General features: G+C 67.2%; 20 protein-coding genes. 6 read left to right on the forward strand and 14 right to left on the reverse strand.

Going from position 1 to position 19538, the window contains the following annotated elements:
• Positions 1-8: 8 nt before the first annotated feature.
• Together ACNUDN_RS23565 and ACNUDN_RS23570 are read right to left on the reverse strand one after the other, a co-directional pair.
• On the reverse strand, positions 9-902 hold the full coding sequence (locus ACNUDN_RS23565) for a DKNYY domain-containing protein (protein WP_419124144.1): 894 nt from the start codon (positions 900-902) through the stop codon (positions 9-11).
• Between the two features lie 16 nt (positions 903-918).
• Complete coding sequence (locus ACNUDN_RS23570; protein WP_419124145.1) at positions 919-1584, reverse strand: M15 family metallopeptidase; 666 nt, start codon at positions 1582-1584, stop codon at positions 919-921.
• Positions 1585-1612: 28 nt separating this feature from the next.
• Here ACNUDN_RS23570 and ACNUDN_RS23575 point away from each other — a divergent pair, with 28 nt between their 5' ends.
• Both ACNUDN_RS23575 and ACNUDN_RS23580 read left to right on the forward strand, forming a co-directional pair.
• Complete coding sequence (locus tag ACNUDN_RS23575; RefSeq protein WP_419124146.1) at positions 1613-2734, forward strand: XdhC family protein; 1122 nt, start codon at positions 1613-1615, stop codon at positions 2732-2734.
• A gap of 78 nt (positions 2735-2812) precedes the next feature.
• Positions 2813-3706: an NAD(P)-dependent oxidoreductase gene (locus ACNUDN_RS23580; protein ID WP_431960731.1), complete on the forward strand. Its 894-nt coding sequence runs from the start codon at positions 2813-2815 to the stop codon at positions 3704-3706.
• A gap of 25 nt (positions 3707-3731) precedes the next feature.
• Here ACNUDN_RS23580 and ACNUDN_RS23585 read toward each other — a convergent pair whose 3' ends face one another.
• Positions 3732-4574, reverse strand: coding sequence for an SDR family oxidoreductase (locus tag ACNUDN_RS23585; protein WP_419124147.1), 843 nt, complete (start codon positions 4572-4574; stop codon positions 3732-3734).
• Positions 4575-4734: 160 nt separating this feature from the next.
• On the opposite strand from ACNUDN_RS23585, the gene ACNUDN_RS23590 reads away from it, so the two are divergent.
• The 4 genes from ACNUDN_RS23590 (at position 4735) to ACNUDN_RS23605 (ending at position 7911) form a co-directional block, all read left to right on the forward strand.
• Positions 4735-4899, forward strand: coding sequence for a hypothetical protein (locus ACNUDN_RS23590; RefSeq protein WP_014817721.1), 165 nt, complete (start codon positions 4735-4737; stop codon positions 4897-4899).
• Positions 4899-6377 (forward strand): alpha,alpha-trehalose-phosphate synthase (UDP-forming), encoded by a 1479-nt coding sequence (locus ACNUDN_RS23595; RefSeq protein WP_419124149.1) that lies wholly within the window; start codon positions 4899-4901, stop codon positions 6375-6377. The genes ACNUDN_RS23590 and ACNUDN_RS23595 overlap by 1 nt, the downstream gene beginning before the upstream one ends.
• 91 nt (positions 6378-6468) lie before the next feature.
• Positions 6469-7314, forward strand: coding sequence for an SDR family oxidoreductase (locus tag ACNUDN_RS23600; protein WP_419124150.1), 846 nt, complete (start codon positions 6469-6471; stop codon positions 7312-7314).
• A 6-nt stretch (positions 7315-7320) separates the two neighbouring features.
• The gene (locus tag ACNUDN_RS23605; RefSeq protein ID WP_419124151.1) at positions 7321-7911 is read left to right on the forward strand and encodes a TetR/AcrR family transcriptional regulator; all 591 of its coding nucleotides are present in this window, start codon (positions 7321-7323) and stop codon (positions 7909-7911) included.
• Positions 7912-7921: 10 nt separating this feature from the next.
• Here the strand turns inward: ACNUDN_RS23605 and ACNUDN_RS23610 are convergent, their stop codons facing one another.
• The 11 genes from ACNUDN_RS23610 to ACNUDN_RS23660 all read right to left on the reverse strand — a co-directional run bounded on the left by ACNUDN_RS23610 (position 7922) and on the right by ACNUDN_RS23660 (position 19294).
• On the reverse strand, positions 7922-8905 hold the full coding sequence (locus ACNUDN_RS23610) for an NAD-dependent epimerase/dehydratase family protein (RefSeq protein ID WP_419125280.1): 984 nt from the start codon (positions 8903-8905) through the stop codon (positions 7922-7924).
• 86 nt (positions 8906-8991) lie between these two features.
• On the reverse strand, positions 8992-9486 hold the full coding sequence (locus tag ACNUDN_RS23615) for a mammalian cell entry protein (protein WP_419124152.1): 495 nt from the start codon (positions 9484-9486) through the stop codon (positions 8992-8994).
• Positions 9486-10166, reverse strand: coding sequence for an Rv1363c family protein (locus tag ACNUDN_RS23620; RefSeq protein WP_419124153.1), 681 nt, complete (start codon positions 10164-10166; stop codon positions 9486-9488). Before ACNUDN_RS23620 ends, ACNUDN_RS23615 begins: the two co-directional genes overlap by 1 nt.
• Positions 10166-11863, reverse strand: a complete 1698-nt coding sequence (locus ACNUDN_RS23625) for an MCE family protein (protein ID WP_419124154.1) — start codon at positions 11861-11863, stop codon at positions 10166-10168. Before ACNUDN_RS23625 ends, ACNUDN_RS23620 begins: the two co-directional genes overlap by 1 nt.
• Positions 11863-13023 (reverse strand): MCE family protein, encoded by a 1161-nt coding sequence (locus ACNUDN_RS23630; protein WP_419124155.1) that lies wholly within the window; start codon positions 13021-13023, stop codon positions 11863-11865. The genes ACNUDN_RS23625 and ACNUDN_RS23630 overlap by 1 nt, the downstream gene beginning before the upstream one ends.
• Complete coding sequence (locus ACNUDN_RS23635; RefSeq protein ID WP_419124156.1) at positions 13020-14402, reverse strand: MCE family protein; 1383 nt, start codon at positions 14400-14402, stop codon at positions 13020-13022. Before ACNUDN_RS23635 ends, ACNUDN_RS23630 begins: the two co-directional genes overlap by 4 nt.
• Positions 14399-15457, reverse strand: coding sequence for a virulence factor Mce family protein (locus ACNUDN_RS23640; protein WP_419124157.1), 1059 nt, complete (start codon positions 15455-15457; stop codon positions 14399-14401). Before ACNUDN_RS23640 ends, ACNUDN_RS23635 begins: the two co-directional genes overlap by 4 nt.
• Positions 15450-16478, reverse strand: a complete 1029-nt coding sequence (locus tag ACNUDN_RS23645) for an MCE family protein (protein ID WP_419124158.1) — start codon at positions 16476-16478, stop codon at positions 15450-15452. The genes ACNUDN_RS23640 and ACNUDN_RS23645 overlap by 8 nt, the downstream gene beginning before the upstream one ends.
• Positions 16478-17680 carry an MCE family protein gene (locus ACNUDN_RS23650; RefSeq protein WP_419124159.1) on the reverse strand — a complete coding sequence of 401 codons (1203 nt, stop codon included), beginning with the start codon at positions 17678-17680 and terminating at the stop codon, positions 16478-16480. Before ACNUDN_RS23650 ends, ACNUDN_RS23645 begins: the two co-directional genes overlap by 1 nt.
• A gap of 13 nt (positions 17681-17693) precedes the next feature.
• Positions 17694-18536 (reverse strand): MlaE family ABC transporter permease, encoded by an 843-nt coding sequence (locus tag ACNUDN_RS23655; RefSeq protein ID WP_419124160.1) that lies wholly within the window; start codon positions 18534-18536, stop codon positions 17694-17696.
• Complete coding sequence (locus ACNUDN_RS23660) at positions 18533-19294, reverse strand: MlaE family ABC transporter permease (RefSeq protein WP_419124161.1); 762 nt, start codon at positions 19292-19294, stop codon at positions 18533-18535. The genes ACNUDN_RS23655 and ACNUDN_RS23660 overlap by 4 nt, the downstream gene beginning before the upstream one ends.
• Positions 19295-19538 lie beyond the last annotated feature (244 nt).

Here is a 19538-nt window from a genome sequence, read left to right on the forward strand (position 1 = left end):
CGGATCCCTCAGTCGCCGAACGAGATCATCGACTCAGAGCAGCCCGTGACCTGACGGCCGGCCGGGAACGTGGCGGGATCTGCATCGGCGATCACGCGCTGACGGTAGAACGCCCGGTGACGGTCGGCGGAACATTCGAAGTTGACGTTGAGCACCTCGAACGTCGCGGGATCGGCACCGTCGACGGCCTTACCCATCCAGTAGGCCCGCTCGGCGTCGACGGCGTATGTCCCCTGCAGCGTCCGGAATGTGCCGACGTCAGCACCGTCGATGCGGCTGTCGAAGTAGAACGCGCTGTCGGCGTCACGCGAGTAGGCGCCGTGCAGCACCTCGAAGGTCGCCGGTGCGGCACCCGCGATCGGGTTGCCGTTGACGTAGACCGTGCTGGCGTCCTTGGCGTAGAGGTAGTGATCGGCATCCGAGACGATCACGAAATTCGCTGCATCACCGGACAATACAGAGCCGTCGGTCCAGTACACGTTGGTGCTGTCTCTGGCCAGATTGTTGTCCAGCAGCTCGAAATTGTCGGGGTCGACGCTGATCGGGGTGTCGTGTTGATAGACGCGCCGGTGATCCCTGGAGAAGCCGGGGCGATCCAGCAGCTCGAAGGACTCGGCGTTCGCCCCCTCCAGGAGGTGCCCGTTGATGAACACCTGCTCCCGGTCACGGGCGTAGGTACGATCGAACGCCTCGAATGTCGACGCCTCCGCGTCGTCGACCCGAAAAGCTTTGCCCGGGAATGGGTTCAGATAGTAAACGATGCCGTCACGGACATGATAGCCAGGGTCGTCGAACAATGAGTTCGGCTCATCGCTGCGGCTGCACCCGACCGACAGCACAACAGCGAGCGCGACGGCCACCGCCAGGGCCACCGCTCTGGCCGCCGTGGTCGCTCTGCGCATGCGTCCATCGAAGCACCTAATCGAGCGGCACATCGAGAATCGGGCGTTCCACCGCAGCGCCGGGTCCGTCGAAATGCCACCATTCACCGTCATAGACGGTGAACCCGCCCGCGGTCATCGCATCACGCAGCCTGGCCCGGTTCGCCTGCGCGGCCGCGCTGACTCCGTCGACGGCATAAGCCAGGCTGCGGGACGAGAAATCGTCGAATCCGGTGCCCATGTCGAGCAGACCCCCGGCACCGGCCAGTGTCACGTCCACCGAGCGTCCCGCGACATGACTGCGGGCATACGGCCCCGGGCGTGCGACCCAGGCCGGGTCGGGTACGGCCTCGAACATCCTGACCTGGACCGCGTGCGGGCGGTAGCAGTCCCAGAACACCAGGCGCTCGCCGCCTGGCCTCAGCAGGTTTGCCGCGATGCGCAGGCCGGGCGCGAGCGACTCGTGCACCAGACAGCGCGCTGCCGCCGGGTAGAGCGCAATACCGACGAAGTTGTCCTCAGTCGCGTACCGCAGGTCGATCACCGCGTCGGGTACGACGCTGCGCACATCGACGAGCCCGGCCGCCCGCGCCGCCTCGGACAGCGGCGGCACCGGTGAGGCCGTGCCGGTGGCCGACGACCCGACCGCGGCCACCGCGGTCAGGGCCCCAATGATCAAGCACCGCAGCGCGACAACGTTCATCTGGTCAGGGTAGGCATACACTGCGCTGGTGCGCGACGTCCTCGAGGAGCTGCTGCGGGTGTGGCAGGCCGGTGGCACGGCGGGACTGTCCACCGTGGTGCGCACGATGCGGTCGGCACCTCGCCCACCGGGTGCGGCGATGGTGGTCTCGCCGGACGGCACCGTGACCGGTTCGGTGTCCGGTGGTTGCGTGGAAGCCGCCGTCTACGACGCCGCCAACGCCGTGGTCGCCGATGGTTCGCCTCAGCTGCAGCGCTACGGGGTCAGTGACGACGACGCGTTCGCTGTCGGTCTGACCTGCGGCGGCATCATCGACATCTTCACCGAGCCGGTGTCGCGCGCGACGTTCCCACAGCTACAGCAGATCGCCGACGACCTCGCCGCGCACCGGGCGGTCGCGGTGGCCACGGTGATCGCCCACCCGGACCCCGAGCGACTCGGTCTGCGACTGGTCGTCGACCGCGATGCGCGGCACGGGTCGCTGGGCTCGTCGCGGGTCGACGATACGGTCGCCGACGACGCCCGCGGACTGCTCCTGGCCGGCAGGTCCTCGGTGTTGTCCTATGGTCCGGACGGCCAGCGCCAGGAGTCCGGGATGGAGGTCTTCGTCTCCAGCTTCGCCCCTCGGCCGCGCATGTTGGTGTTCGGCGCCATCGACTTCGCCGCCGCCCTGTCCACCCAGGCTGCGTTTCTGGGCTACCGGGTGACGGTGTGCGACGCCCGACCGGTGTTCGCGACCGCTGCACGGTTCCCCGCCGCCGAGGAGGTCGTGGTGGACTGGCCCGACCGCTACCTGCGCGCTCAGGCCGAGTCCGGTGACATCGATTCCCGGACCGCCATCTGCGTGCTGACCCACGACCCGAAGTTCGACGTCCCGGTCCTCGACGTCGCGCTGCGATTACCCGAGGTCGGCTACATCGGTGTGATGGGGTCGCGGCGCACCCACCACGACCGATTGCGCCGGTTGCGCGAGGCCGGCCTGACCGACGGTGAGCTGGCCGGGCTATCCAGTCCGATCGGCCTGGATCTGGGCGCGCGGACACCCGAGGAAACCGCGGTCTCGATCGCCGCGGAGATCATCGCTCGGCGGTGGGGCGGAGGCGGAAGCCCGCTGACCCAGACCGACGGTCGCATCCATCACGACAGCTGATGCGTCATGTTCGCCGGGCTTGTGCACCGCCTGCCCGGGTATCGCTGAGTTCCGGTGTCGACGAACGGGAGGAATCGTATGAGAATCGGGTTCATTGGTCTGGGCAACATGGGGTCGGGCATGGCCGCCAACCTGTTGGCCGCCGGTCACGAGGTCATCGCCTACAACAGGTCGGCGGACAAGGTGACCGCGCTCGCCGAGCGCGGTGCGACCCCCGCGACGACGGTCGCCGCGGCCTGTGACGCAGACCTGGTGATCTCGATGCTCGCCGACGACGCGGCCACCGAGTCGGTGACCTTCGGCGACGCGGGAATTGTGGCGTCTTTGCCTGCTGGGGCGACGCACGTCTCGGCCGGCACCATCAGCGTGGCGCTTGCCGAACGCCTGACCGCCGCGCACGCCGACGCCGGGCAGGTCTTCGTCTCTGCTCCGGTGTTCGGCAGGCCCGAGGCCGCCGCCGCGGGCACGCTGTTCGTCGTCGCCGCGGGTCCCGCCGATTCCGTGCAGCCACTGCAGGTGGTGTTCGACGCGCTCGGGCAGCGCACCTTCGTGGTCTCGGACCAGCCGAAGGTGGCCAACCTGGTGAAACTGTCGGGCAACTTCCTCATCGCATCGGTCATCGAGTCCCTCGGTGAGGCGATGGCCTTGGTCGAGGAGGCGGGCGTGGACAAGTCGGCCTATCTGGAGCTGTTGACGTCGACGTTGTTCGCCGCCCCGGCCTACCAGACTTACGGCGGACTGTTGGCGCGCAGGGAGTTCGAGCCGGCCGGGTTCGCCGCCCATCTCGGGCTCAAGGACGTCCGGTTGGTCCTGGCTGCCGGCGAAGAACTCGAGGTCCCGCTGCCGGTCGCCAGTCTGATTCGGGACCGCTTCCTCACCCTGCTCGCCTCCGGGGGCCGTGACCTGGACTGGTCGGCGCTGGGCGCACTTGCCGCGTGGGAAGCCGGCGGACCGAAACCCGAGCCGGCCTGATTCGGTCGGAACCGCGGGTGCGACGCTACTGCGCCACGACCCCGCGCAGACCGTCGGCGCCGAAGAGCGGCTCCAGCATTCCGGACAGGTCGGGTCCACGCCGCAGGCCATGGCCACCGTCGACGTTGACGATCTGGCCGGTGATGAAGCTTGCCGCGTCGCTGAGCAGGAACACCGCCAGATTCGCGATGTCGGCGACCTCGCCGACCCGCGGCAGCGGCGTGCAGGCGGCATAGTCCTCGCTGATCGCGGGTGACTCCATGATCGGCGCCACCATGTCGGTGCGGGTGAGCCCTGGACGGATGCCGTTGACCCGCACCGAGGACGGCCCGAGTTCGTCGGCGGCAACCATCATCAAATGGTCGAGCGCGGCCTTGCTCGGCCCGTAGGCACCGAACCAGCGGTGGGTGTTGCTCGAGGCGATCGACGAAATGCCGATGAAGCATCCCCCGCCGCCGCGGACCATCTCCCGTGCCGCGTGCTTGAGCACGTACATGGTGCCGTTGACGTTGAGATCCACGGTATTGCGCCAGGCCGCGGAATCGATCTGGGTGAGCGGCCCGATGGTCTCCGACCCGCCGGCACTGTGCACCACACCGTCGAGTCGTCCGTGCCATGCGGTCGCCGCCTGCACCAACCGCGCCGCCTGGTCCTCGTCGGTCACATCCCCCGGCTCATAGCTGATCTGCCCGGCACCGTTGCCCGAGACCGACTTGAGTTCCTCGGCGGCGGCCGCCAGCTTGTCGACGTTACGGCCGGCCAGCATCACGTGTCCGCCGGAGGCGACCACCGCGGCCGCAACCCCCTTGCCGATCCCACTGCCACCGCCGGTGACCAGGTAGGTGCGATCCGCCAACGACAGCAGCATGTGAAATCCCTCCGACACCGGATATGGAAGCACGTCTAACTAGAACAGGTTCCAGTTATACGTTACGGTTCGTCGCGGCGGGAGTCCTTCGGCGCGCCCGGTTGGCCCGGTCCGGTGGCAGCGGACCGGCAGCGAACAGGCAGTTGGCTACAGTTGTTCCATGCCTGCAAAATCAGATCCCGCAGAGATCGGCGACGTCGAGCCGATCGCCGACAGCACCGAACGTCAGGCGCGTCGTGTCGTCGCCGCGTACGCCACCGATGCTGACGAGTGCCGGGTGTTCCTGTCGATGCTCGGCATCGGACCGGCGAAGCTCGACGCCTGATGCCACCCGAGAGCGGCCCCGAGGCTCGCTCCGGAAGTGCGGACTTCGTGGTGGTTGCCAACCGCCTGCCGATCGACATGGTTCGGCTGCCCGACGGCACCACCGAGTTCAAGCGCAGCCCCGGCGGCCTCGTCACCGCCCTGGAACCGCTGCTTCGGCGCCGCCACGGCGCCTGGATCGGCTGGCCGGGAATGCCGGAGGACGCCGACGACCCGAATGCGGCCACCGAGCCGATCGAGCAGGACGGTATGACGCTGGTCCCGGTGCGCCTGAGCGCCCAGGACGTCGCCGAATACTACGAGGGCTTCTCCAACGCCACGCTGTGGCCGCTCTACCACGACGTCATCGTCAAGCCGATCTACCACCGCCAATGGTGGGACCGCTATGTCGAGGTCAATCGGCGCTTCGCCGAGGCGACGGCCAAGGCCGCCTCGCAGAACGCCACGGTGTGGGTCCAGGATTACCAGCTGCAGCTGGTGCCCAAGATGCTGCGCATGTTGCGCCCCGATCTGACCATCGGTTTCTTTCTGCACATCCCGTTTCCTCCGGTCGAGCTCTTCATGCAGATGCCCTGGCGGACCGAGATCATCGAGGGTCTGCTCGGCGCCGATCTGGTCGGCTTCCACCTGCCCGGTGGCGCCCAGAACTTCCTGATCCTGGCGCGCAGGCTGGTCGGCGCGACCACCTCGCGCGGCTCGGTGGGCGTGCGGTCACGCTTCGGCGAGGTGCAGTTCGGATTTCGCACCGTCAAGGTGGGTGCGTTCCCCATCTCGATCGACTCCGCCGATCTCGATCAGCAGGCGCGCAGCCGGGCCATCCGGCAGCGTGCCCGCGAGATCCGCGCCGAGCTCGGCAACCCACGCAAGATCCTGCTCGGCGTCGACCGGCTGGACTACACCAAGGGCATCGACGTGCGCCTGCGCGCGTTCTCCGAGCTGCTCGAAGAGGGCAGGGTCGATCCCGAGGACACCGTTCTCGTCCAGCTCGCCACCCCGAGCCGCGAGCGGGTGGAGAGCTACATCGCGATGCGCGAGGACATCGAGCGCCAGGTCGGCCACGTCAACGGTGAGTTCGGCGAGGTCGGGCACCCGGTGGTGCATTACCTGCACCGACCGATCCCCCGTGAAGACCTCGTGGCGTTCTTCGTCGCCGCCGACGTCATGCTGGTGACACCGCTGCGCGACGGTATGAACCTGGTCGCCAAGGAGTACGTCGCCTGCCGACATGATCTGGGCGGTGCGCTGGTGCTCAGTGAGTTCACCGGAGCGGCGGCCGAACTGCGCCAGGCCTATCTGACCAATCCACACCACCTCGAAGGGGTCAAGGACGCCATCGAGGCCGCGCTGACCCAGTCTCCGGAGGAGGGCAGGCGCCGGATGCGGGCACTGCGCAGGCAGGTCCTGACCCACGATGTCGACCGCTGGGCCCGGTCCTTCCTGGAGGCGCTGGCCTCCAAGGAGCCGATCGACCCGGAGTGACCCGGGTGGACGCGGCCGCCACCTCCGCTACCATGTCGATGCTTTCGGTACCAGTGGAGTCGAAACTGGATACCCGGCGGGAGGAGCATCGATGGGGACCTACGCGATCACCGGCTCCGCCTCGGGCATGGGCGCCGCCGCGGTGGATCTGCTGCGGGCCGACGGGCACACCATCATCACCGTGGACGTCAAACAGGCTGACATCGTCGCCGACCTGGCCACCCCGGACGGCCGCAGACACGCCGCGCAGCAGGTGCTCACCGCGTCCGGAGACCGACTCGACGGCGCGGTGCTGGCGGCCGGTCTGGGCCCCGGCCCCGGAGCGGCACGGTTTCGTCAGATCGCCACGGTCAACTACCTCGGTGTCGTCGACCTGCTGCAGCGCTGGCGACCCGCTCTCGCCGCTGCCGGCAATTCGAAAGTCGTGGTGATCGGCAGCAACTCGACCACCACCGTGCCCGCCGTGCCCCACCGTGCGGTGCGGGCACTGCTCGCCGGGGATATCGACCGGGCGCTGCGCGCGTGCGGTGTCTTCGGTCCCGGGCGGCCCGCGATGATCTACGCGGCCTCCAAGATCGCCGTGACCCGCTGGGCGCGGCGTCACGCGGTCCGGCCGGAGTGGGCCGGCGCCGGGATCCGACTCAACGTGCTCGCCCCCGGCGCGGTCATGACACCGTTGTTGCAGGAGCAGCTGGCCGACAAACGTCAGGCCAGATTCGTCGAGCGATTCCCGGTGCCCATCGGGAGCTACGGGCGGCCCGAACAACTCGCCGAATGGATGCGCTTCATGCTTTCCGACGCTTCGGACTTCCTGTGCGGCAGTGTGGTGGTCGTCGACGGCGGCACGGACGCGCTGTTCCGGTCCGAGGACTGGCCGCGCCCGGTTCCGATGCGCCGGATCGTGCCGTACCTCCGGCGTTACCGTGGCCGAAGCTGATCGCCGATGACCGACAACAGCGGCGAGACCAGGTCCACCGGGCGCCCGCGTGACACTTCGATCGACGAGCGGGTGTTCGCGGCGACCCGTGAGCTGCTGCTCGAAGTCGGTTGGGACGATCTGAGCGTGCGCCTGGTCGCCGCACGCGCCGGGGTCGGGCGATCGAGTGTGAATCGCCGCTGGGGGTCCAAGGCCGAACTCGTGCTGCACGCGATTCTCGGTGAGACTCCGGATCTCTCACCGTTTTCCGGGACGGATCTGAACGGCTGGATCCAATGGGTGGTGCGCGGTAGCCACGAACTGTTCAGCAGGGACGATGTGCGGGCCGCCGTACCGGGTCTGCTGCTGGCACTGACCCAGGACGCCGATCTGCGCAGCACGCTGTGGTCGAGTTTCAGCGGGCCGGCCGTCGCGCTGTACGCCGAGCACGTCGACACCGATACCGCCGCGCGGCGTCAGCGCGCGGAGCTCGACGCCCGCGCCACGCTCGTGCTGGCCGCCGGAGCGGCGCTGTTCTTGACCGCGGTCGCCACCGACGACGACACCGAGGCGCTGCGACGGCGGATCGCCCAACTACTCGGCAACGCCATACGCTGACCACATCACCTCAGCCGACCGCCCCGCCCGCGAAGGATTCGATGATCGCCTGCCGGGGCGAGCGCCACTGCAGGCCGAGTTCCTCGGTCGTCACCCGATCGTCGGTCGGCGTGGCCGAGGTGAGCAGCAGGGCGGCCTCGTACCCGAGCCCATCCCCCACCGGCACGACTCTGCCGACCGTGTCGAAGACCCGTCCGATGGCCAGCAGCGCCTTGGGCCGCAGCGGGATACGGCGCACCCGCCGTCCCACGCCCGTCTCCAGCGCGTCGATCATCTCGTCGAAGGTCAGCATCACGCCGCCGCAGACGTAGCGGCGCGGCCCGCGTCCCGGCCGCATCACGCGGGTGTGCACATCGGCGACGTCTCGCACATCGATCATCTGCATGCCGGCCCGAACCCGCGGGGCGGTCCGCCACCGCACGATCGGTGCCCATCCGCGTTCGGTGACACCGGCCGCAGTGCCGAACGCGGCACCCACCACGCTGGACGGATAGGTCACCACGACGGGGGCACCGGCCGCCTGAAGGCGGCGCGCGACGCGGTCGGCGTAGCCCTTGGTCCTGGCGTAGGCGCTGCGGCCACACGCGGTGGGCGAGTCGGCCGAGATGACACCGTTCGAGGGCGGGAACAACGCGCTGTAGCTACTCACCGACACCACCGGGTCGAGTCCGATCTCGACGGCACGCGTGAGGATCCGTTCGGTGGCATGGGCGTTGATGTCCCACATCAGCTGCGCGCGGCGCTCGTCGGTTCCGACCACGCCGGCGGCGTGCACCACAGCCTCCACACCGGTGAGCAGTTCGGCGACCGACGAGTCCGCGCGTACGTCGCCGACAACCACCGACAACTCACCCAGGGCCCGCAGCCGGTCGATGACCGGGGCGTGCCGGTCCTGCGGCAGCACCAGGAGACGAACCGAATGTCCGGCTGTCAACAATGCCCGCACCGTATGCGCGCCGAGGTAACCGATTCCGCCGGTAACCGCGATGTCGATGATGACCTCCCTGCCCGCACCGCATGCCGCGGCGCCGGCAGGTTACGATACCGGTGGCATCGAAAGCATGGGAGTGGCGGGTCCGCTCAGATCGGCGTGATGTAGGCGATCAGCCACTTGCCGTCGACCTTCTGGTAGTCGACGCGCAGTCGACTACCGTCATAGACGGACTCCTTGGCCTTGTCGGTGACGGTGCGGTTCATGTAGACCATGACCGAAGCCGACGTGCGTTGGGCGTCAAGAACTCCCGTCCCCACCGTGTGCGCCTGGCTGACGAGCTGGCGATCCCGCGCCTGAGGGATGATCTCGTTGGTGACGCGGTCTTCGAATTCTCTGCGGTACTCCGGCGTCAGCAGCGGATAGACCTCGGCGAAGGACCGCTCGACGGTCTGATAGTCGAAGCCGAACACCCGCGGAATCTGTTCGGCGGCCAGCGGCGGAAGTTCGGTGCGGGCCTGCTCCTCGCCGTCGAGTTCCACACCATTCCAATACAGCCATCCGCCGGCTGCGGACAGCCCGACGAAGCCGATCGCCAGCAGGACGCCGACCGCTGCGGTCAGCTTGGCGGGCCAGTCACGCATCAGTTGCCCCCGTCGGGGTACTTGAGGTCATAGGCCGTCATGTGGCCGTTGTCGTCTTCGTGGACGATGACCCGCATGCGGTAGGGCTCCGACGGGGCGTTGTTGCCGTCGAGGTCGGTCACCGTCACCCGTACCGAGACCAGGACCGCCGCATTGCGGGCGATCTCGTCGACCCGCTCCAGTGCCGCACCGTTGACGACCGCCTCCGAGGTGGCGTTGGTGTCCCGGAACAACAGCTTGAGGTTCTCGACGTTGCCCTCCTGCGTCATCATGGCGCGCAGCGGCCCACTGGTCCCGTTGACGAACCGGTCCACACTCTCGTCGATGGTGTTCTGGGTGTAACTGAACATGTTGACCACCGACTGGGCGGCAGTGTCGACGAAGCGGCGCTCGCGCGCCTGCTCGGCTTCGATGGCGCGCTGCTGGTTCAGCATCACCCCCAGCCCGGCGACCAGCGCAGCGACCGCGACGAACGTGATCGCGATCGACACGATCGCCACCATCCGCCGGTGCGGTCGTCGCCGGGGCGGGGGACCGACCGGTCGTGGCGACCGGACCGGTTTGGCCGTCTCGACGTTGATCCCGGTCGCCGGTGGAGTGCCCGTCCCAGCGGCCGGACCAGCGGCACGGGACGCGCGGCGGCGCACCCGCCGGCCCGCGGTGACTGATTCCTGCTCCATCACACCTGCTTCGGCGCCAACATCAGGTCCACCCAGTTTTCCGCAGGCGCCAGCTTGTCGGAACCGGGCGCGTACACGCCGACACCGCCTGCCGGGTCGACGAACTTGCCGTTCCGATCGTAGGTCGCCACGGACGTCGAGCTGGCCAGGGGCGCCTCGGCCGGCAGCGGAGCGCCGCCCGCCGGCGGGGCGGGAACGGGCGCGGGTGCGGGTGGGGCCGGAGGCGCCAGCGGCGGGCGCCCATAGGGCGGGACCACCTGGTCCGGCGGCGCGAAGTACGGCCACGGAGCCGGTTGGGGTCCCTGCTCGTTCGGCGGAACCGGCAGCGGGAACGGGGCGTGCGGTGCAGGCCCGGGACCGGGTGTCACTCCCGGCGGCAATTGCACCGAGGGCGGGCCCGGATCCGGATCCACCTGCGGCGGAATCATCGGGAACTTGTTGGGCGGCAAGATGTTACGGCCGTCCTGGATGGGAGTGCCGTCCGGGACCGGCGGGCCGCGCCAGGGATTGTTGCCGATCGGCACATAGCCACGGGGGTCCCGGCAGAGCTGCACGGTGGGCGCGCGCTTGCCCGGGAACTCCTGGCACGGGTAATTGCGGGCGCCGCGCACCACACTGGGATCGTTGTGCGGGACTTTGCAATAGAGATCGGTGGGCAGTTCGCGCAACGTGGTGTCCGCTGGTGACCGGATCTGGGTCGGCGGGACGAACCCGGTCGAACACGGCGGTGGATCCTGCAGATGGATCTTGAAGTCCAGCTTGCCGCCCTCGTCGGCGGGCACACCGCCGGCCACGGTGTTCAGCGCGGCGAGCAAGGCCGGGAACACCACGAGCGCGTGTTCGAGGGACTTGTTGTAGATCACACCGATGCGACCGAAGTTCGCCAGATTCGCCGCCAGCATGGGGAAGGACGGCCGGATCCCGTCGAAGGTCTCGTTGGCCACCTCGGCCGCGCCCGGCACGGTCTGCAATGTCGCCCGAAGCTGGGGGTCGGCGTTGGCCACCTCGGCGGTCAGCCGTCCCAACGACTCCGAGAGCGACCGAATGTCGTCGCCGCTGCGAATCTGGGCATCCAGGAACGGACCGGCCTGGTCGATCAGCTGGGAGACCTGCGGGTAGTTCGCGTTGGCCTCGTCGATGAGCAGCCGCGACGACTGGATCAACCGGGCCAGTTCGGGCCCGGACCCGTTGAACGCAACAAAGGACTCCCGCAGCAGATCCTGCAACCGGCTGTCGCTGACGCTGCGGACCAGGGTGTCGGCCTCGGCCAGCAGTCCGGCGATGTCCTGCCCGATCGCGGTGCGGTCGACGCCGATGTCCGAGCCGTTGCGCAGCATGGTGTCGGAGGCGGCCTCAGGCGGAACCAGGTCGATGTACTGCTCACCGATCGCCGACACGCTCTTGACCGTCGCGGTCACGTTCTCCGGTACCGGGGTGCCGCTGTTGAGCTGCATGTGGGCGACAACCCCGTCGTCGGACAGGCCCACCGACTTCACATGACCGATCGTGACACCGCGGTAGGTCACGTTGGCGTTCTGATACAGACCACCGCCGGCGTGGAAGTTGGCGGTGACGTTGTAGACGCCGATTCCCACCGCCGCCGGCACGCGCAGATAGAACAGCGACACCGCACCGACGGCCAACACGGTCACGACCGCGAAGATCATCAGCTGAAGGCGCGTCAAGCGATCAAGCATTACGGCGCCCCCTCGTGTTGGGTCGCGGTGCCGGGCGGGATCTTGAACGGATCCGCCGCCTGACCGGACAGGTTGGCCATCGCGCCGGTGAGGAAGTCCGGCGGGTTCACGATCTCGTTCATCCGCTTCATGTTCGGATCCAGGCCCAGCGACGTGGTGAACACGGACTCACCCACCCGGCGCAGGGTCAGATCGAACGTGACGTAGACGTTGAGGTAGTCGCCCCGCACCGCGTTGCGCAGGTACTCGTAGTGGAACGGGAACGTCGGCAGGAACTCCAGGTCCTTGATGAAGTAGTCGGCGTGGTCGTTGAGCGCCTTGATGACCGGGTACAGGTCCTTGAAGTCCGCGGCGAAGTCGTCCTTGGTCTCCTGCAGCACCCGCGACGCGACCGTGGCGAAACTGCGCAGCGCGGCGAACGTATCGACGATCTGGGCGCGGTTGTCGTTGAGCACCTTGAGCGCTTCGGGCAGCGTGTCGAGGGTGCGGCCCAGGTTGTCCTTGCTTTGGGCCAGGATTGCCGCAAAGCGATTCAGCCCCTCGGCCGCGGCGATGATGTCATCGGTCTGGCGATCCAACGATGCGGTCAACTCGGCCAGTCGGGGAATCAGATCGGCGAAGGTACCCGAACGGCCGACGACGGCGTTGTACGTCTCATCGGTGATGTCCTGCAGCGCACCGAGATTGCCCTTGTTGACGACCATGCCGAGTGAGGACAGCACCTGTTCGGTGGTCGGGTAGTTGCCGGTACGTTCGATCGGGATCTGCCCGCCCTCGGTCAGGAAACCCGTCCCCGATCCATCCGAGGGCGCGGCGAGCTCGATGTGCTGCGACCCCAGCAGCGAGGTCTGGGCGACCTTGGCCGTCGCATCCGCCGGCAGCCTCACGTCGCCGTCCAGGGACAGTTGAAGCTGCGCGAAGAACGTCCCGTCGGGGCGCTGCACCGCCTCCACACCCGACACACTGCCGACCGTCACATCGTTGACCATCACCGGCGAATTCTGCGGCAGTGTCGAGACATCGGGCAGCTGCACGGAGATGGTGTACGAACCCGGTCCGTGTCCGGCGGTACCGGGCATGTTCAACGAGTTCAGGCCGCCGAACTGACATCCGGCCAGCAGCAACGGAATCGACGTGAGACCGAGCACGCGCCGGATCATCGGCCGGCCTCCCCGGGCGCGATCTGACCGGTCGGACCCGACGGTGCGGGACCGGACTCCGGGCCACCCGCATGCGATGTCGTGGCCTCGGGCGCATCGCCGGGTACCAGCAGCGATGCCAGGTCGGCGTCCGGCGCCACCTGGGGTGGAGTGACTCCGGGGGCGTTCTGCCACTGCAGGTAGGGAACCGGCGTCTCGGCCTTGGCCTCCGTTTCCGGAGTGTCGTAGATGACCTGACCCTTGTAGGCCGTGATGCTGTTGATCGGATGGAACAGCAACGGTGGATAGTTCATGGTGATGCGCTTGAACACCGGGCCCATCCGCTGGCGGCAGATCTCGGCCCGTTTGTAGTTGTCGGGTGTGGCCGCCGCGTCGAAAGTGCCGCCGCAGATGAACTGCACGGGGTTGCCGAAGTTCGGCAGCGTGAGCAGGCCGCCGACGGTGCCCTGCGCGGGGTTGTAGATGTTGTAGAAGTTGCTCAAGCCGTTCGGCGTGATGTGCAGGATCTGTTCGATGTCGTCGCTGTGCTCGGTCAGCAGGTCGGTGAAATCGGTGAGGCGGTTGACCTGTCCGATCAACGCGTCGTTGCTGTCCCCGAGGAATCCCCGTACATCACCCAGAGCCTGGTTGAGAGTGCCCAGCGTGACATCGAGGTCGACCGAAGCGTCGGCGAGCACCTGTGACACCGAGGCCACATGGTTGGAGAACTGCACGATCTGCTCGTTGCTGTTCGACAACGCGTCGACCAGCACCTGTAGATTGCGGATCGTGCCGAACAGGTCGGCGCGCGAATCCCCGAGCCGCCCCGCGGTTTGCGACAGCTCGCGAATGGCGCGCCGGAATGTGTCGCCATTGCCGTCGAAGGTGTCGGCGGCCTGGTTGACGACGTCGGCCAGCGGCCCCTGCACCGATCCCTCGTGTGGACCCAGCTGGGTGCTCAGCTGGGTCAATTGCTCTTTGACCTCGTCCCATTCGACCGGCACCGCGGTGCGGTCCAGTCCGATCTCCGCACCGTCGGCCATCACGGCGCCACCGGTGTAGGCGGGTGCGAGCTGAATGAACCTCGCCGACACCAGATTCGGCGCGATCATCAGCGCCTTGGCGTCGGCGGGCAGTGTGACGTCACCGTCGATGGTCATGGTGACCTTCACATCGCCGGCACGCGGTTCAATGGTGTCGATCGTGCCGACGGGCACCCCGACCACCCGGACGTCATCACCCGGGTACAGCCCGACCGCCGTGGTGAAGTACGCGGTCACCTTCTGTCCGGCTCGGCTGGGCCACACCAGGTAGGCGCCGACGGCCAACGTGGCGACCAACACGCAGGCCAGCCCCGTCCGCATCCACCGGCTCCGCATCACCGAATTCTCCTGGGTCATGGCGACTTCGGCCTGATGATCATGCGCTCCGAAATATAGCCACGGAGCATGTCGGACAGACTGTCGGGCAGCTTGCCCGGCTGGAAGTAGGTGTCGAGCAGCACTTCGGCGATGGGCGCCGGCGGCAGACCGTAGAGGTTGATCTGGAAACCGGGGCCGGATCCGACCACCTCTCCCAGCGCGGTCGCATACGACGGCAACCGCTTGAGCGCCTCGCTGATGTGCTCCCGGCGTTCGAGCAGATTGTCCAGCACCAGATTCAGCTTCTCCAGTGCGGGTTTGAACTCCCGCCGGTTGTCGGCGACGAAACCCGAGATCTGGGTGGCGACGTCATCGATGCCGGCGATCAGATTGCTCAGCGCCTGCCGCCGCTCGTCGAGCGCGGCGAAGAGCAGGTTGCCGTCGGTGATGAGCTGGTTGACCTGGCCGGACCGCTGCGCCAGTGTGTCCGAGACAGTCTTGGCATGCGCGAGAAGCTGTTCGAGCGCCTCGTCGCGGGCGTTGAGACTGCGGGACAGGTTGGCGACACCGTCGAGCGCGCTGCGCAACTGCGGCGTGGCCGCCTGCAGCGAATCGGTCAGCGTCTGCAGGGCCATCTCGAATCTGGGCTTGTCCAGTGCACTGACGTTCTGGCCGAGGTCCTGCAGCGCCGTGTTCAGGGTGTAGGACGTGGTGGTCCGGCCCAACGGGATGACCGACGAGTCCCCTGCGCCCTTGGGCGTGATGGCCAGCGACTTCTCCCCGAGCACGGTGTCGGTCTTGACCGCGACCAGCGACTGGTCTCCGACCTTGACCCCGCGATCGACGGTGAACGTGATCTTCGCTGCGTCACCGGCCAGCTCGACCCCGGTCACCTTGCCCACCGTGATACCGGAGACGTTGACGTCGTTGCCGGGGGTGATGCCGCCGGCATCGGCGAAGTACCCCTCGTACGGTTTGCCCTGCGGCCAGAACGGCAGGCTGGTGTAACCGAAGGAGACCAGCACCAGGCAGCTGACGAGCACGATCCCGAAGATCCCGGTGCGCAACGGGTTCGAGTCTTCTGGCCTAGGCATTCTCTGCGCACCTCCCCTTGCTCGGGTCCGGCGGACCGCCGAACGGCACCAAGATGTCGCTTCCCGCGGGACCGTTGATCTTGAGACGGGTCGAGCAGTAGAAGATGTTGAAGAACGAGCCGTAGGCGCCGAGCGCGTTGAGCCGCAGGTAGTTCTCGGCGAGCGGTTCGATGACCTTGTTGACGTCGGCCTTGCGCTCGTCCATGCGCTGTGCGAACGGCCGCACGTTCTCGATGACGCCCTGCACCGGTCGGCGGGACGCCTCCAGCATGGCGGTCAGATCGTTCTCCGCGGTCGCCAGCGGGCCGATTGCTCCGGCGATCGGATCGCGGCCCTCGGCCAGTCCGGTGATCAGTTTCTGCAGCTGGTCGACGCTGGCATCGAATTCGGCGCCCTTCTCGTCGACGGTGCCCAGCACGGTGTTGAGGTTGGTGATCACATCGCCGATGAGCTGGTCGCGCGCGGCCAGGTTCTGGGTGAACGCGCTGGTGTTCGCCAGCATCGCCGACAGCGCACCCCCTTCCCCCTGAAGCAACTCGATGACCGCGCTGCTGATCTCGTTGATCTTGGCGCCGTCGAGCCCCTTCAGTACCGGCTTGAGACCACCGAGCAGTGCGTCGAGGTCCAGCGCGGGCTCGGTGTTGGTGATGGTGCCACCGGACGGCAGCTTGACGAGGTCGCCCGGGCCAGAGGTGATCTCCAGGTAGCGGTCACCGACCAGGTTTTCGTAGCGGACCACGGCCTTGGTGGAGGTGTAGAGCTGATAACGCTCGTTGACGGTGAACGCCACATCCACGGTGTTGTCCGGATTGAGCTTCAGGCCCGAGACTGTCCCGACCGGAACCCCCGCGATCCGCACGTCCTGTCCGGCCTTGAGCCGGGACGCGTCCTCGAAGGTCGCGTGGTACTTGTCCTCGGAGGCGAATCTGAACTCACCGAAGACCACCACCAGCATCGCGGCGACCAGCAGCATCGCCACGGTGAAGACACTGACACTGATCAGCGTTTTGTCCCCCCGCACTAGAAGTCGTCCCTTTCCGCGTAGGCGCCGTTGAACAAAAACTGCAGCGTCGATGGTGCGTCGAACTGCAACTCGGTGTTCGGCTGGTACGGAACATAGGCGTTGTCGGTGACCAGGAACGGCGTGCGATACCACGACCCGCCGTACTGCTTGCTCGGAACCTCCGGCAGGCCGCGGCAGTTCGGGCCACCGGAGGCGTTCACGATGGGGAGGCTCTCCGGGTAGGTGTAGGCGGGTGAGCCGGGAAGGAAGTTCGACGACACGAACAGGCCGGGCCGGATACCGCCGATGATGGGGGCGAACCGGTCGACGGCGTTGGCGGTGCCCTTCAGGGTGCAGCCGATCACCGGGGAGTACTCACCGGCCACCTTGAGCGGGGCACGCAGACGCTGGATTGCGGCGATGTAATCGTCGGCGGCCGGCTCCAGGGTCGCCGTGCCGTTGTTGGCCAGCCCGGTGGCGGCCAGCAGCGCGGTGTTCAGATTGTCCTGCTCGTCGACGATGGTCTGGCTGATCGCCGGCGCGTTCTCCAGGATGCGGGCCAGGTCCGGGCCGGCGTCACCGTAGATGTCGGCCACCACCGCGGTACGACGAAGATCCTCCTGCAGCGCGGGCAGCTTCGGGTTCAGCTGTGCCACGTAGGAATTCAGACCCGACAGCAGCGCCCCGAAGTCGTCACCGTTGCCACGCAAGCCTTCACCGAGCGCCGACAGGGTCGCGTTGAGGTTGATCGGGTCGATCTTGTCCAGTAGGTCGGTCAGCGTCTGGAACAGTGTGTTGACCTCGAGCTGGACATTCTCGGCCCTGACCTCAGCTCCCGGCCGGAGCGCCTGACCCTCGGGATACTCCGGCGGCAGGAATTCGACCGATTTGGCCCCGAAGATCGTGGTGCCACCGATGCGCACGGGCGCGTCGGCCGGGATGTAACGCATGTCGCCGCGGTTGATGGCCAGCGTGAGTTTGGCGGCGTTGCCCGCGTAATCGATGGACTCGACCTTGCCGACCTGGATGCCGCGATATTTGACTTTGGCGTCGATGTCCATGACCAGGCCGGCACGCGGCGACAGCACGGTGACCCTGTCCGTCGGGGTGAACGCCGCCGTGTAGGACAAGTAGGTGAATGTGACGGCAGCGAGCAACAGCGCAGCCAGGATCGCCGCGGCGATCCTCACATGGCTGCGCTTCGCGCCACCGTCGACCATCGTCTTGTCCTGCCTATCCCGAGAGGTTGAAGTTGCCTGACGCGCCGTACACGGCGAGGGAGATGAACAACACGATCGTCACCACGACGATCAGGGAGGTCCGAACCGCTTGTCCCACTGCGATGCCCACCCCGACCGGACCACCCGAGGCGTTGTAGCCGTAGTAGGTGTGCACGAGCATCACCGCGATGGCCATCACGATCGCCTGCAGGAATGACCACAGCAGGTCACTGGGTATCAGGAAGGTGTTGAAGTAGTGGTCGTACAGACCGGCGGACTGCCCGTTGATGTAGACCGTGGTGAACCTGGCGGCGAAGAATGCCGCCAGCACCGACAACGCATACAGCGGCACGATGGCGATCAGACCCGCGATCAGCCGGGTCGACACCAGGTACGAGACCGCGTGCACCGCCATCGATTCCACCGCGTCGATCTCCTCGGCGACGCGCATGGCGCCCAGCTGCGCGGTGGCGCCGGCACCGATCGTGGCCGCCAGTGCGATACCGGCGATCACCGGCGCCACGATGCGGACGTTGAGGAACGCCGACAGGAAGCCGGTGAGCGCCTCGATGCCGATGTTGCCCAGCGATGAGTAACCCTGTACCGCGATGACACCGCCCGATGCCAGCGTCATGAACGCCGCCACCCCGACGGTGCCACCGATCATGACGAGTGCACCGGTACCCATGGACATCTCGGCGATGAGCCGGATTGTCTCCTTGCGGTAGCGGGTCAACGCGTTGGGGACGTAGCGGAACGTCTCACCGTAGAAGAGCGCCTGCTCGCCCACGGTGTCGACGATGCGCGGGAAGAACCGGAACAGTCTGCGGAACCGGACGGTGGCGTCGTAGCTCATGACAGCACCCTGACCCCGACCGCCGTCATGATCACGTTGATCACGAACAGACAGATGAACGCGTAGACCACGGTCTCGTTGACCGCGTTCCCGACACCTTTCGGGCCGCCCTTGACGGTCAGGCCCCGGTAGCAGCCCACCAGGCCTGCGACGACGCCGAACAACAGGGCCTTGATCTCGGCGAGCACCAGCTCACCGAGACCGGTCAGCACGGTGAGCCCGTTGATGAACGCGCCCGGGTTCACCCCCTGCAGAAATACCGAGAACACGTAGCCGCCGGCCAGACCGATCAGGCAGACCAGTCCGTTGAGCAGTAGCGCGACGAAGGTGGAGGCCAGCACCCGCGGGACCACCAGGCGTTGGATCGGGTCGATGCCGAGCACCCGCATCGCGTCGATCTCCTCGCGGATGGTGCGGGCGCCGAGATCCGCGCAGATCGCCGTCGCACCCGCGCCCGCGACGACGAGCACCGTCACGACCGGGCCGAGCTGGGTGATGGTGCCGAACGCGGTCCCCGCGCCGGAGAGATCCGCGGCGCCGATCTCACGCAGCAGGATGTTGAGCGTGAACGCCACCAACACCGTGAAGGGGATGGCGACCAGCAGGGTCGGCACCAGCGACACCCGCGCGATCATCCAGGTCTGCTCGAGAAATTCCCGGAACTGGAAGGGTCGACGGAAAGTCTTGACGAACGTGTCCAAGGACATCTCGACGAACCCGCCCACGGCCCGCGCCGGCGCCGCAAGCTGTTCGATCAACCTCGGCTCCGTTCTCGGGACGGGGGGCTCGGGAGAAACGACCGGTGGCGAACAATGGCGAGGAACTTGATGCCGGCTGCCGCCGTCGTGATCCCACCCCGTGGACACGCGCTGCTCTTAGGTGGCCGGATCATATTAACTAGAACGTGTTCGCAGTGTCAAAGATCGGGCAAAACCGATCTATTTACTTTATTTACGCTGGTCAAAGCCACTGTGATGCAGATCATTCTAGAACGTGTTCTAA

The organism is Mycobacterium sp. smrl_JER01 (assembly GCF_048513595.2).
Lineage (GTDB): Bacteria > Actinomycetota > Actinomycetes > Mycobacteriales > Mycobacteriaceae > Mycobacterium.

Bases quoted from the DNA above. Each gene is read 5' to 3' on its own strand.
- ACNUDN_RS23565 (WP_419124144.1), bottom strand. From the start codon at position 902: ATGCGCAGAGCGACCACGGCGGCCAGAGCGGTGGCCCTGGCGGTGGCC.
- ACNUDN_RS23570 (WP_419124145.1), bottom strand. From the start codon at position 1,584: ATGAACGTTGTCGCGCTGCGGTGCTTGATCATTGGGGCCCTGACCGCG.
- ACNUDN_RS23580 (WP_431960731.1), top strand. From the start codon at position 2,813: ATGAGAATCGGGTTCATTGGTCTGGGCAACATGGGGTCGGGCATGGCC.
- ACNUDN_RS23585 (WP_419124147.1), bottom strand. From the start codon at position 4,574: ATGCTGCTGTCGTTGGCGGATCGCACCTACCTGGTCACCGGCGGTGGC.
- ACNUDN_RS23590 (WP_014817721.1), top strand. From the start codon at position 4,735: ATGCCTGCAAAATCAGATCCCGCAGAGATCGGCGACGTCGAGCCGATC.
- ACNUDN_RS23595 (WP_419124149.1), top strand. From the start codon at position 4,899: ATGCCACCCGAGAGCGGCCCCGAGGCTCGCTCCGGAAGTGCGGACTTC.
- ACNUDN_RS23600 (WP_419124150.1), top strand. From the start codon at position 6,469: ATGGGGACCTACGCGATCACCGGCTCCGCCTCGGGCATGGGCGCCGCC.
- ACNUDN_RS23605 (WP_419124151.1), top strand. From the start codon at position 7,321: ATGACCGACAACAGCGGCGAGACCAGGTCCACCGGGCGCCCGCGTGAC.
- ACNUDN_RS23615 (WP_419124152.1), bottom strand. From the start codon at position 9,486: ATGCGTGACTGGCCCGCCAAGCTGACCGCAGCGGTCGGCGTCCTGCTG.
- ACNUDN_RS23620 (WP_419124153.1), bottom strand. From the start codon at position 10,166: ATGGAGCAGGAATCAGTCACCGCGGGCCGGCGGGTGCGCCGCCGCGCG.
- ACNUDN_RS23625 (WP_419124154.1), bottom strand. From the start codon at position 11,863: ATGCTTGATCGCTTGACGCGCCTTCAGCTGATGATCTTCGCGGTCGTG.
- ACNUDN_RS23630 (WP_419124155.1), bottom strand. From the start codon at position 13,023: ATGATCCGGCGCGTGCTCGGTCTCACGTCGATTCCGTTGCTGCTGGCC.
- ACNUDN_RS23635 (WP_419124156.1), bottom strand. From the start codon at position 14,402: ATGACCCAGGAGAATTCGGTGATGCGGAGCCGGTGGATGCGGACGGGG.
- ACNUDN_RS23640 (WP_419124157.1), bottom strand. From the start codon at position 15,457: ATGCCTAGGCCAGAAGACTCGAACCCGTTGCGCACCGGGATCTTCGGG.
- ACNUDN_RS23650 (WP_419124159.1), bottom strand. From the start codon at position 17,680: ATGGTCGACGGTGGCGCGAAGCGCAGCCATGTGAGGATCGCCGCGGCG.
- ACNUDN_RS23655 (WP_419124160.1), bottom strand. From the start codon at position 18,536: ATGAGCTACGACGCCACCGTCCGGTTCCGCAGACTGTTCCGGTTCTTC.